Origin of the sequence: Rhizobium tibeticum (assembly GCF_900110205.1) — a bacterium.
GTDB classification, from domain to species: domain Bacteria; phylum Pseudomonadota; class Alphaproteobacteria; order Rhizobiales; family Rhizobiaceae; genus Rhizobium; species Rhizobium tibeticum.
In genome coordinates this window covers 312,807-323,829 of record NZ_FOCV01000003.1, presented here as the reverse complement: position 1 = coordinate 323,829, position 11,023 = coordinate 312,807, and the positions used below count along the sequence as shown (strand labels likewise).

At 57.5% G+C, this 11,023-nt stretch carries 12 protein-coding genes, 1 tRNA gene and 2 pseudogenes; 7 read left to right on the top strand and 8 right to left on the bottom strand.

The features are described from left to right. The coding region (locus tag BSG20_RS05340) for a HEPN domain-containing protein (RefSeq protein WP_244551807.1) at positions 1 to 907 on the top strand (907 nt) is incomplete at its 5' end. A 439-nt stretch (positions 908 to 1,346) separates the two neighbouring features. Here the strand turns inward: BSG20_RS05340 and BSG20_RS05330 are convergent. The 6 genes and pseudogenes from BSG20_RS05330 to BSG20_RS05305 all read right to left on the bottom strand — a co-directional run bounded on the left by BSG20_RS05330 (position 1,347) and on the right by BSG20_RS05305 (position 6,158). Next, positions 1,347 to 1,760 (bottom strand): GFA family protein, encoded by a 414-nt coding sequence (locus BSG20_RS05330; protein ID WP_072369827.1) that lies wholly within the window; start codon positions 1,758 to 1,760, stop codon positions 1,347 to 1,349. A gap of 17 nt (positions 1,761 to 1,777) precedes the next feature. After that, positions 1,778 to 2,257 carry an SRPBCC family protein gene (locus BSG20_RS05325; protein WP_072369824.1) on the bottom strand — a complete coding sequence of 160 codons (480 nt, stop codon included), beginning with the start codon at positions 2,255 to 2,257 and terminating at the stop codon, positions 1,778 to 1,780. Continuing rightward, positions 2,254 to 2,583, bottom strand: a complete 330-nt coding sequence (locus BSG20_RS05320) for an ArsR/SmtB family transcription factor (RefSeq protein ID WP_072369821.1) — start codon at positions 2,581 to 2,583, stop codon at positions 2,254 to 2,256. Before BSG20_RS05320 ends, BSG20_RS05325 begins: the two co-directional genes overlap by 4 nt. A gap of 48 nt (positions 2,584 to 2,631) precedes the next feature. Then, positions 2,632 to 3,234, bottom strand: a pseudogene (locus BSG20_RS39165) (tyrosine-type recombinase/integrase). A 464-nt stretch (positions 3,235 to 3,698) separates the two neighbouring features. Continuing rightward, complete coding sequence (locus BSG20_RS05310) at positions 3,699 to 4,538, bottom strand: hypothetical protein (protein WP_072369818.1); 840 nt, start codon at positions 4,536 to 4,538, stop codon at positions 3,699 to 3,701. Positions 4,539 to 5,069: 531 nt separating this feature from the next. After that, the gene (locus BSG20_RS05305) at positions 5,070 to 6,158 is read right to left on the bottom strand and encodes a Fic family protein (RefSeq protein WP_072369815.1); all 1,089 of its coding nucleotides are present in this window, start codon (positions 6,156 to 6,158) and stop codon (positions 5,070 to 5,072) included. A 529-nt stretch (positions 6,159 to 6,687) separates the two neighbouring features. Here BSG20_RS05305 and BSG20_RS36305 point away from each other — a divergent pair. Together BSG20_RS36305 and BSG20_RS05300 are read left to right on the top strand one after the other, a co-directional pair. Then, positions 6,688 to 6,831 carry a hypothetical protein gene (locus tag BSG20_RS36305; protein ID WP_167371532.1) on the top strand — a complete coding sequence of 48 codons (144 nt, stop codon included), beginning with the start codon at positions 6,688 to 6,690 and terminating at the stop codon, positions 6,829 to 6,831. A 117-nt stretch (positions 6,832 to 6,948) separates the two neighbouring features. Then, positions 6,949 to 7,227 (top strand): annotated as a pseudogene (locus tag BSG20_RS05300) (type II toxin-antitoxin system death-on-curing family toxin); the annotation flags it as partial. A gap of 439 nt (positions 7,228 to 7,666) precedes the next feature. Here the strand turns inward: BSG20_RS05300 and BSG20_RS05295 are convergent. Continuing rightward, positions 7,667 to 7,756: transfer RNA gene (locus BSG20_RS05295), tRNA-Ser, on the bottom strand. Between the two features lie 305 nt (positions 7,757 to 8,061). On the opposite strand from BSG20_RS05295, the gene rplU reads away from it, so the two are divergent. From rplU to BSG20_RS05275, 4 genes are all read left to right on the top strand, one after another. Continuing rightward, on the top strand, positions 8,062 to 8,379 hold the full coding sequence (gene rplU, locus BSG20_RS05290) for a 50S ribosomal protein L21 (RefSeq protein ID WP_007790977.1): 318 nt from the start codon (positions 8,062 to 8,064) through the stop codon (positions 8,377 to 8,379). Between the two features lie 35 nt (positions 8,380 to 8,414). Continuing rightward, complete coding sequence (rpmA, locus tag BSG20_RS05285; RefSeq protein WP_004127267.1) at positions 8,415 to 8,684, top strand: 50S ribosomal protein L27; 270 nt, start codon at positions 8,415 to 8,417, stop codon at positions 8,682 to 8,684. Between the two features lie 126 nt (positions 8,685 to 8,810). Then, complete coding sequence (locus BSG20_RS05280) at positions 8,811 to 9,467, top strand: GNAT family N-acetyltransferase (protein ID WP_072369810.1); 657 nt, start codon at positions 8,811 to 8,813, stop codon at positions 9,465 to 9,467. Next, complete coding sequence (locus tag BSG20_RS05275; protein ID WP_072369807.1) at positions 9,464 to 10,051, top strand: GNAT family N-acetyltransferase; 588 nt, start codon at positions 9,464 to 9,466, stop codon at positions 10,049 to 10,051. The genes BSG20_RS05280 and BSG20_RS05275 overlap by 4 nt, the downstream gene beginning before the upstream one ends. A 42-nt stretch (positions 10,052 to 10,093) precedes the next feature. Here BSG20_RS05275 and BSG20_RS05270 read toward each other — a convergent pair whose 3' ends face one another. Next, on the bottom strand, positions 10,094 to 10,957 hold the full coding sequence (locus BSG20_RS05270) for an endonuclease/exonuclease/phosphatase family protein (protein ID WP_072369804.1): 864 nt from the start codon (positions 10,955 to 10,957) through the stop codon (positions 10,094 to 10,096). Positions 10,958 to 11,023: the final 66 nt, after the last annotated feature.

Sequence of the window (11,023 nt, the reverse complement as noted above, 5' to 3'; positions counted from 1 at the left end):
CGCTGCTTTGACCCTGACCGATCACATTGAGCACCTGCCGGACAGGAAGCGGCGCGAGTTGGCGCGCATCATCGAGATCCTATTTGCCGAGGTCGAGGGGTTTCAAGCAAGCAAGCTGTCGGGGAAGAAAAGCGCCGGCAGGATCCTGAAGGTCATCCTGTATGGATCCTACGCCAGGGGTGACTGGGTCGAGGATCGCCTCAGCGGCTACCGCTCCGACTACGACCTGTTGATCGTCGTCAACACCAAGGCCTTTGCCGACGAGCATGACCTCTGGCAAGGCATCGACGAGCAGCTGTTGAAGGAGCAGATCGGCCATCGCATCGAAACGCCGGTCGTTCCGATCGTCCACACGCTACACGACGTCAACGATCAACTCGCCCGCGGTCGGCCCTTTTTCGCTGACATCGCCAGAGACGGCATCGTCCTCTACGAACAGCCTGGCCATCCCCTGGCGGAGCCGAAACCACTGACGGCGGACGAGGAGCGGCACGAAGCCAGGACCTTTTTTGAACAGTGGTTCGATGGCGCTTCACGCATGCTCCATCTAGCCCAGGAAGCACTAAAGAAAGACTTTCCCAATGAGGCGGCGTTCCTGCTTCATCAAACGACCGAGCGTCTTTATCACAGTGTCCTTTTGACGCTGACACTCTATAGCCCCAAGTCACATCGAATGAAGATCCTTCGCTCCCAAGCCGAAGGAATAGATAGTCGACTAATCGCCGCGTGGCCGCGCGACAGCCGGTTTTCTCGCCGGTGTTTCGAATTGCTATCACGGGCTTATGTCGAGGCACGATATTCGTCAAAATACGCAATCACTGCCGAGGAACTCACATGGCTCGCTGAGCGCGTTAAGACCCTGCAGGATCTCGTAGAAGCTATTTGTCGCGAACGGCTTTCCTTGTAGGGCTCTGGGAGAAGGTCCGCCTTGAATGAGACAGGACGCGGAGTCCCGAATTCACCTTTCGCGGCATAATGCTCGCCAAGCAGGTTCGTGGTTCGCTTTTATCAGCCTGAAGACGTACCAAGTGCCACCAAATCCCCATAACCACCGCTTTGCCTTGCCGCTTACGAAACACCTGCTTGTAATCGACATCAACGTGTTTGAGGCGCAACGAGATCACTGCACCATCGCGGGATATCATAAAGACCTTCCTTCGTGATGGCGAGAATGACGATCGTCTTGAGGATGGGATCTGTCCGGCGTCGCAGCCATCGAGCAGACCTTGCTCCTCGTCACCGGTCAGGCGCCGGCTGCGCTCGTTTCGGATTGCCGGACGGCGGACGAGCTTCACCACAATGCGGCTAAGCGGCAGCCCCCAATCGCGGATGGCAACCTCGATGTTTCACGTCGTCGGCATCTTGTCGAATTTCGGCAGTGCCGGATCGAGGTGATCCCAGGCATGTCCGGCCGCGGTCCAGGACACCAGCTGTGGCTTATAGCGGCTTGGGTCGTCGAGGCTTGCCGGCGTGACGATGAACACATCCGGCATGTCGGGAAATGTCATGTGCACGGACGAACCGCATGTCGGGCAGAAGGCACGTCGCTTGACGGTTCCGCCATCGCCGACGGTCTGCCAATGCGATGCTTCTCCCTCGACCTTCACCTCAGCCGCAACAAAAGTCAGGTGCGATTGATGTCCGGTGCCGCTGTCGCGCTGACATTGCCGGCACTGACAGTCAACCATGACGGCCGGTTCGCCTGATATCTCGTAGCGGATTTCGCCGCAGGCGCAACCACCGGTATAGGGCGTGTTCATGTCGTTCTCCTGTTGCTTCAATGCAGCCTTTGCGAAGACGCCTCTTCGGCGACCACTCTGTCGAGATTCTTGACCACTTTTTTCCAGCCTTCGCTCATGTTGCGGTAGGCGGTGTCGTTCTTCGGAAGCACGAAGCCGGAATGGGTGAGGCGCAGGCGCGTGCCCGTCTCGGCCGTGGAGAGGGTGAAGGTGACCACGGTCTCCAGTTTCGAGCCATAGCCGTCATTGCCCTCATGGCCGCCCTTCCACGCATAGGACAGACGCTCATTCGGCACGACCTCCAGCACCTCGCAATGAATGGTGCCGTCCCATTCGCCTGCCGGCTTGGTTTGAAAGGTGAAATGGCTGCCGACCGCAGGCTCGAAGCCTGTCGGCGCCATCAGCCAACGGCCGATGAGCTCGCCGCTCGTCAAGGCTTTCCAGATGACTGCGGGCGCGTGCGGGAAGACGTCGTCGACCACAATGGCCTGCGTGTCCGGATTCACGGCGTGGTTCATGGGTCAATTTCCTTCAGTAGGTTTCTCAGATTGGCGAAGCGTTCGCGCCAGAATACGCCATAGTCGCTCATCCAGTCGGCTAGCGGCTCCAGACCGTCGGGCTGGGCACGATAATAGACATTGCGCCCCTCGGGGCGCTCGCAAACAAGGCCGGCCTGTTTCAAGGACTTGAGATGTTGCGAGATAGCGCCCTGCGTCACACTGCTGCCGCGGGTCAACTCAACGACGGTGATCTCGTCGGAATTGACGATGCGCTCGAACACGGCCCGCCGCGTGGGATCAGCAAGGGCGCGCATGACAGCAGTTATGGTTTCGGCCTCGGTCATGAGCAATCAAATAGCCAACACTAATCAATTAGTCAATGCTATTTGAAATTAACCTGTGCGCCAATCCACCAAGGGAAAAGCTCTCGCCGCCCTGAGGTGTGCGTATCTCCGGAGCATTCGCAGTTCATTGTGCCCGCTGATCGTAGAAACCTCGATCACGTTGAGACCGCGCTCGAAAAGACGACTTACGCCCTCGGGGCGGAGATCGTGGAAGCGCAGAACCTTGACGTTCGATCGCGCAAGGAGACGTCGCCAGGCTTGTTCGAGCGAGCTCGCGAACAGTGGTAGATGGAGCTACGGTGCGGAGACGCTCATCGCGGAACGAGGCGATGTCTTGTTGGCTCAATCCGATCATCGTCCGGTAAGCAAGCTCATGGCGCCGCAGGACGTCGATCCGCTGGATCTCCTGCACTGAGCGCCTCGCTTCGTCGGCGAGACCTCGCGCTGGTAGCGCTCCAGGAGCTCACCGAGCGTTGTGCTCTCCAAGATCCGGGTGTCGGGCGCGGCACCGAAGCGATCGACCTGGGCCTCCAGGTCACGCGCCCACTTCTCCGCTTCCAGCTTCGTATCAAAGGACTTGCAGCGGGGTTTCATGCCGCGCCGGCGAACCTGTGCCTGCCAGCGTCCTCTAAGTTTGCGGATCGTCGCCATGTGATCTCCCATCGGTGCTGAAGATCACCCGTAGGATGCCCCTGGGAGGAAGCCAAGGACTACCCCGGCGCATAACGAACATCTACCTATCACTTCGGCGTTGCCAACAGGTCTCGAAACGAAGGACGCTGAGTCGCATCGTCCTGGCGCACGCGCAGCGAACGGATGTGCCTGCGCCGGAGGCTCTCGCGCCTGAGGTGGTCGTGCGGGTAGCGGACGACAGACCTGATGTGGCGCGACCGCGGATAGGTCAATGAAGAACTCCGAAACGAGACCCGGCATCCGGGCGAAGGCGGGCAGAGTTCGGCACCCGCCCCCCTGGAGACCTCCCCGCAGATGTCGACAGGCAAGCCCTATGCAGACCTTCGCCAGCCAGCTGCGGAGCTCAGCCAAAGACCCACATTCTGGTCACAACGCCCTGTAACAGAGACTGCACCGCTCCCGCACCGATGCCGATTGATCGATCACTGAACACCCAAATGCCCGCGTTGAATGTATACCCATGACCGTGCTTTTATGGTGAACGCGAGCTCAGGCCCGGCCATCACCTGCGGCCCCTGCGATCCGGACGTGGATTCGTCCGGGTCAAAGACTGAGCCACTGACTCTGGCGCGCCACAATCGGCGGCTGGCGCCGGTCAAGAACTGCCCGTCCTCGAATACGGTGAGCTCAAAACCGCCCTCGGTCGTGGCGTTACTCCCGACTCCGACCGCTCTCGCCGCGAAACTGAACCGACCGGGATTGAGGACTGCATGCGGGAACCGCTGCCCTGTCGTATCGGACCTGAGGAACACTCCAAAACCCACATGGGCGTTGATAAATCCAGATGCGCCGCCAGGAAGTGACCCTGATCGGGCGTCCAGACCGACGCTACCGCTAGGTCGGTCGAGAACCTGGTTGAACGGGGGGTGTCCGCTGCCGTCATGCCAGGCCCAGCTGAAGTCATACGGTGGGACAAACCCCAAAGATCGCGTGTTGCTTAAAACATCTTGCGGCACCAAAGCGTCGTATGTCCCGGTAAATGGGGCCTGCTCAAGCGCGTCCATCTTGTAGGCTTGCATGAGTTGGTGGGTGCGGAGCTTCTCGAGGGTCTCGGGGGAAGGGGGGGCTTCCTGGATCAACTTCATAAATGGCCTGCGTAGTGGGTCGGTCAACTCCGCCAGGTCCGCTTCGGCGGCACGTTCCTGTGCCACTGCCGATACTGAACGAGCTACAAGTGCCGCAACCGAACGTTCCGCATTCTCCCGATCTGCCTGAGTTGCGTCATCTCGAACCGAGATCTCAAATTCTGCTGTATCGGTCATGATGTCGTGGCCCTCTCCAATAGTGGATCATTTCCAGGAACAACCCAAATTGCCTGGCTATCCCACCAGTTCGGGGCCGTTCCGTCATTAACGTGGAGCTTTGCCGTCATAAGCTGCCCTCCGGATACGATCTGGCGTCTCTCTCCGGAACGCTGTTCAGAGGGCAGTGTGATTAGATCGGTGGCATTGCGATGATTGCTGAAAGCGCAGTAAAACTGCAGTCACTTTGCCAAAAATTCTCCGCAATCGAAGAAACGGCAAGAACTTCAAATGATACATTAAGCAATAACACGCGCACTAATCAAAGTAAATAAATACACCATAGTAAATTCAATTGTTTCGATTGAACACGCGGCGAAAGCCCTTCGATGGCCGGCCGAGAGGCTTCGTGCCGGCAGAGGGCCATGAAGGGTCGCTCCGGATTGTTCTCCCGGCACCCGGGGCCGGAGCTTCGACATCACTGCCCTTCTCGTTCCCCGCACCAAAACGGCATCAATGTCTCGCCGAAGCCGCTGTCTTGAGTGTGTTCTATTACTCGGAGACTTTCAAAAAGAGGGCGACCAGCCGATCGTTTATATAGTAATTGTTTCTGCCGCTTTGATGTTTGCTAACAAAACCTGCGTCCGCCAACGTATCAAGGTAGCGAGCAGCAGTCTGTCGAGTGACATTTAACTCTTGCTGCACATAGTCGATCCGCGTGTAAGGATGCCTGAATAGGTTATTCAAAAGATCCTGCGAATATAGCTTCGGGAACTCTTCCCGAAGTCTTCGCTTGGTTGTCGATATCTGCTCGCGAATGTTTTCGATGAGATCGAGAGTCGTCTTTGCTGTCTCATCAACAGCTTTGAGCATGTAAACCAGCCAACCTTCCCACTCGGCGGTGTCGCGCACATGTTGAAGCAGCCGATAATACTCGCCCTTCGAGTTATTGATTGCCCGGCTAAGATAGAGAATAGGGGTTTCGAGCAGATTGGCGCGTGTCAGATAGAGCACATTCAAAATACGCCCTATGCGGCCGTTTCCATCCGGGAACGGATGTATGCTCTCAAATTGGTGATGCACCAGCGCCATCTTGATGAGCGGGTCAAGCGGTGACAACCGATCGTCATTGATGAACCGCTCTAAGGCATCCATAGCGAAAGCAATCTCTCGCTGATCTTGTGGCGGGATATAGACAATCTCGCCAGTCCGATCGTTCCTCAGCGCAGTGCCTGGAGTTTGCCTGAAACCATCGTCCCGCTGCTTGAGGAGACGGAACATGCCGACGATTGTTGAATTGGGCAGCAGACCCTCAGACTGGGTGAGTTTATCGAAGCCATACTTAAGCGCATCGCGATATAGGGAGACCTCTTTTGCTGCTGGAGACTCTGGACCTTCCGGAAATAGCTCCGCTTGAAAGAGTTCATCCTGCGTCGTGACGATATTTTCGATTTCTGAGCTGGCCTTCGCTTCTTGTAGTGCCAGGGTATCGATCAGGATACCTTGGTTCGGTATCGCAGCCGCTCGCCCTTTCAGCTCAGCGAGCGATCTGTTCGCGGAGGCGAGTGCTTTCAATACCTCAATGGTCTCCAAGTCGTAGAGTTTAGAAAGATCTGGCAAGGAGTAGGTCGGCTTTAACATGTGCGACTCAATGAGTTAAAAAAAACGCATTTTCTTAACACGTCTGAGCCTCATGTTAAACTAGCGAACATTCGCTTACATGCGGCCAGACATCGCCAGCCGGTAGATCCTGAGTATTGGAATGCGGGGCAAATACTTGGTCGTGCCGAGAATGTGGCCCTAGCCAAATTTGGGCGACGAGATCCAAGCTTGACGAAAACCAGAGGCTGCGGGAAAACCGTGGAACGCGCCTTGCCGCGGCTATCTTCAGGCCGGCGGGTAAAGCAGGCTGTAGGCCAGGTCGCCAAGGTGCCGCGTCGGCGCATGGTGTTTCGGCCATCAGAGACCTCCGGCGATTCCACATGTGCGGTGGCGTCACGTATTCAATGTCACTATATTAGATATATTCTAAGAAAATGCGCCTACGGAACCATTGGTTTGTAGGCTCGTTAATTTTGACTCCGTAAAGTAAGTGGCGCCGTTGCAATAGCAATTGCGCGCGCTCGTATGCGGTGTTACACAGAGAAACCCTAGAAAGTGGGTAAGGATCATGTGCGCAGTAAAAGCTATCACCGCAAATCAGCCTCGGAAGACGTTTGAGCCGCGCCCTGCGCAGGCTACCGTCGATCATGCCGCGCTGATCGCTCTGGCGATGAAGCGCTTCCCGAAGGTTCATGCAATCCTTGCCAAGTGAACCCTACTGGCTGCCCACGCAGGTCATCATCGACATCAACATCGCCAATATCACGGAAACAGGTGAGAATCACGCTCTCCTGTTTCCTGAAAAGCTGGACGGCGCGCTGGCGCGCGCCCCAAGAATCTTTGGGAATACGAGCCTGGCGTCGACGCCCTCACGCTTGCGGTCTCCTATATGGAAGCAATCGCAAGGGCGCATCCGTTTGAACAGGGCAATAAACGCACCGGCTTCGACGGTGGCTTCATCTTCCTGAGAACGAATGGCTACGATATCGTTCCGGAAGCCGACACGGAACTAATGGCCGTCGCCTTCCTCGAGGTGATCGACCGGATTCGAACGACGGCGGACTTCGAGGCCTACCTGGCCGACTACGTCGTTCCCCTCTACGAGTAGCTCTCTCCTGATACCCTCCGCCGCCACCTGCTGCTCCAAGCCGCCGGGTGAGACGCTGGACCTTTTCGCTGTCTGAGACACCTGCCGCTCTCCAAGTTCGATTTTGACTTTAATCATAGGAGACGAGCAGCGAAGGACACGAGCGAACAATTACGCTGAGTTAGATTTAAGGGTGGCTACCTCGACCGCAAATAGCCCGGCCAAGATGGAGTTGCTTCAGCGGCTCTAGGATTTACGGAAGCAGCCTAGATCCCGATGAAGATAGGGTGTGCATGGCAAGGCAGCAGCGCTAGCCCGTTCAAAGACCGAAATGCCATCAATCATGGTAGCAAAATAGGCAGGTCGTGCCGACAGTGTGGCCCAAACGGATACCCGCGACAGCAGCCAAACCGAATTAGTATGAGAATGGTCGGGAAGATGCTGGCAACCCAAGCCCAAATGGCGGAGAGGGTGGGATTTGAACCCACGATACCCTTGCAGGTATGCCGCATTTCGAGTGCGGTGCATTCGACCACTCTGCCACCTCTCCGCGGTCTGGTCGGCGCTTGTTCGGCGCGGGCGTTCTCTTAGCGAGAGAATGACGGGCTGGCAAGACGAAATCTCAAAGGTTTTCATCCTTTTGCCTTGACAGTGTTTTTGGCCTCGCGTATCTCGGCTTCGCAATAGGTGTGGATAAGTCCGCGCCTTGCCAGTCTCGCGTTCGCGCGGGGCGGATCACCGGCAGCGAGAGTTCTGGGCGAAAGCCTCTGAAATCCCTGCTTAACCTCGACTGATAAAAAGACGGCCACCTGCTTGTTGCGGGTATGAGCCGGAACGAACATGAAAGGATAAAAAATGTTCGCAGTCATCAAGACCGGCGGTAAGCAGTACCGTGTGGCAGCAAACGACGTGCTGACCATCGAGAAGCTTGAAGCAACCGCTGGCGACGCAATTGAATTCACCGAAGTCCTCGTAATCGGCGAAGGCGCCGACGCTGCGATTGGTGCTCCCTTCGTCAAGGGCGCTTCCGTCAAGGCCGAAGTGGTCGAGCACAACCGCGGCAAGAAGGTCATCGCCTTCAAGAAGCGCCGTCGTCAGAACTCGAAGCGTACGCGCGGCCATCGCCAGCATCACACCGTTGTCCGTATTACGGACATCGTGGCTGCTAAGTAAGATCACGGGACTTTAAGGTTTAAAGGAGAACTCCAATGGCACACAAAAAAGCTGGCGGTTCATCGCGCAACGGTCGTGATTCCGAATCCAAGCGCCTTGGCGTGAAGAAGTTCGGCGGCGAAGCCGTCATCGCAGGCAACATTATCGTGCGTCAGCGCGGTACGCAGTGGCATCCGGGTTCCAACGTCGGCCTCGGCAAGGATCACACGATCTTTGCTCTCACCGCCGGCAATGTGAACTACCGAACGAAGGCCAACGGTCGCGTATACGTGTCTGTAATGCCGAAAGCGGAAGCAGCGGAATAAGCCGGTAGCGCTCTAAAACAGCCGGCGTCTCATCGACCCGGCTGAGCGTATCAGGTTCAGTCCAGAAAACAGGGGAGATGGGGCGCCATCTCCCCTTTTTTCTTGTCCAACGAAGGAGGACTGAACATGCAAGGCGAATTGTTGAGGGAAGGCCAATCGCGGTCTCCCCGGGAAGACCAGCGGTCTCCCAAGGATCGGCTGAGGCCGGAACGGTTAAGGACCGATTGCCCTGTCTTATTGTCGGAACGGCTCGTCATGCGCGCGCCGCACGAAGAAGACATCGACGCCCTTGCCCATCTTGCCAACAACGCCAAAGTCGCCACCATGGTGTCGCGTATGCCGCACCCGTACACGGCCAATGATGCCGCCGACTTCGTGCGTCGCACGAAAAACGGCGAGATCGGCAAGTGCGTCTATGCGATTACCAAGGCGGAGAACGGCGCATTCGTGGGTTGCTGCGGGGTCGAACCGCATCTCGACGGGCGGACTGTCGAGATTGGTTACTGGCTTGGAGAACCGTACTGGAATCAAGGCTTTATGACCGAGGCATGCCATGCTCTGGTCGATATGGTCTTCCGTACAAGGCAGGATGTCGATCAGATCGATGCCCGTTGCCGGGTCATGAACGTCGCTTCGCGGCGGGTCATCCAGAAGTGCGGTTTCCAGTTCCAGGGATCGGGGCTGGCGGCATCACTGGCGCTTGGCAGCAACGTGCCGGTCGAGTGGTACAGGCTCGATCGCAAGACCTGGATGTCGTTGAGAAGCTGGGGGAGCGTCTTATGAACGCGATCAGTCTTCAAAGACCCAGGAGCCAGTCGATGACGCCCGGTTCGCTGTCGGTCATCACAACGGATCGGCTGGTGTTGCGCCCGCACAGGCTGAGTGACGCGGATGCTATCGCAGACACGTTGTCCGATTTCGCCGTCACCCGGATGCTCGCGCGCGTTCCTGCTCCCTACGACAGGCAGGACGCGCTCGACTGGCTGGTGCCGGTGACGGCCGGCGGCATGCCCGATTGGCAGTTTGCCATCACGGCCGGCGACGATGCTCATATCGGCGTCGTCTCGGTCGAGCTCCGCCATGGACTTTGGCACCTTGGCTATTGGCTGAATCGCTACTACTGGCGGCGGGGCTACATGAGCGAGGCGGTATCGGCTGTGTTGGGGCGCTTTTCGCGCCGCATGCCTGAGATAGCGGTCCATTCCGGTGTCTTCGCCGACAACCCGGCGTCGCTGAAGCTGCAGGAAAAGCTTGGCTTCCGGATGACCGGTTGCAGCGAAATCTACAGCTTCGCGCGCAACACTATGGTGACGCATGTCGAGACGATGCTGAAGCCAGGTGCCCTGCAACAGGCCAGGATCGCTTGAGATGAAAAGGAGGCGTCCCGATACATCGGGACGCCTCGACCCCTACGCCTCGATCTCGACCCAGACGGGAAAGTGATCGGAGCCGACCGAATTCGTATCGATCTTTGCCGATTTCAGGCGGCCAGCAACGCCGCAGCTGACAAAGCAGTAATCAAGATGCATACGTTTGCCGTGATCCTTCGGATCCATCCAGCTATAGCTGCCGGGCGTGTAGGGCTTCAGGGCCGCAAGTGCGTCGATGGGCGTGCCAATACGCGGGACGCGGCCGTAATAGCCGTCGCAGGCGCCGGCGAAAATGCAATATTCCGGCGATTCCGGCGTCATGTTGAAGTCTCCCATGACGATATAGTCCTCGGGCAGCGGCGGATCGCTAATATCGAATTCTGCGGAACCCGTGAGCGACCCGCCCTCGGTAACAAAGGCATTGATGCGCTCGTTCAGGTGGGAAAGCTGCCGGCCGCGCTCGTCGATGGAGACATGATCAAGATGCACCGAATAAACACGCAGCGCGCCGGCAGGCGTCCCGATAACGGCCTCAGTCGCCCCACGCTGGAGATTAATCTTGGAGATCGTTCGGCTGCGTGGCAGAAGCAATGTTCGGGTCGACAGGATCGGCCAGCGCGAGAGCACCATGTTTCCGAACTGGAAACGGGTTCCGCGCGGCGGCCAACCGTCGGAAGCCTCCTCGACATGCAGATCACATGCCGGTCCATAGGCCCAGAAATGGTTGGGAAAAAGCGCGGCAAGGTCCGCAACCATGTCGGCATAATCGTTGCGAACGAAGCCTCGGGTCACCTCCTGGAGCGCGATGATGTCGCCGCCCTCGAGGCTCGCAGCGATTCGGTCGAGGTCGTAGATGCCATCAAGACCGAAGCCGTACTGTATGTTATAGCTCGCAAACTTCACGATAACCCTTTGACCTCCGATTGAACCGCCTATATCGAAAGCGGCAAGAGGGGCGATGAGCTGCCA

Excerpts from the sequence above, each read along its gene's own strand:
- BSG20_RS05310 (WP_072369818.1), bottom strand. The coding sequence starts at position 4,538 with ATGACCGATACAGCAGAATTTGAGATCTCGGTTCGAGATGACGCAACT.
- rpmA (WP_004127267.1), top strand. The coding sequence starts at position 8,415 with ATGGCACACAAAAAAGCTGGCGGTTCATCGCGCAACGGTCGTGATTCC.
- BSG20_RS05330 (WP_072369827.1), bottom strand. The coding sequence starts at position 1,760 with ATGAACACGCCCTATACCGGTGGTTGCGCCTGCGGCGAAATCCGCTAC.
- BSG20_RS05305 (WP_072369815.1), bottom strand. The coding sequence starts at position 6,158 with ATGTTAAAGCCGACCTACTCCTTGCCAGATCTTTCTAAACTCTACGAC.
- BSG20_RS36305 (WP_167371532.1), top strand. The coding sequence starts at position 6,688 with ATGTGCGCAGTAAAAGCTATCACCGCAAATCAGCCTCGGAAGACGTTT.
- rplU (WP_007790977.1), top strand. The coding sequence starts at position 8,062 with ATGTTCGCAGTCATCAAGACCGGCGGTAAGCAGTACCGTGTGGCAGCA.
- BSG20_RS05280 (WP_072369810.1), top strand. The coding sequence starts at position 8,811 with ATGCAAGGCGAATTGTTGAGGGAAGGCCAATCGCGGTCTCCCCGGGAA.
- BSG20_RS05275 (WP_072369807.1), top strand. The coding sequence starts at position 9,464 with ATGAACGCGATCAGTCTTCAAAGACCCAGGAGCCAGTCGATGACGCCC.
- BSG20_RS05325 (WP_072369824.1), bottom strand. The coding sequence starts at position 2,257 with ATGAACCACGCCGTGAATCCGGACACGCAGGCCATTGTGGTCGACGAC.
- BSG20_RS05320 (WP_072369821.1), bottom strand. The coding sequence starts at position 2,583 with ATGACCGAGGCCGAAACCATAACTGCTGTCATGCGCGCCCTTGCTGAT.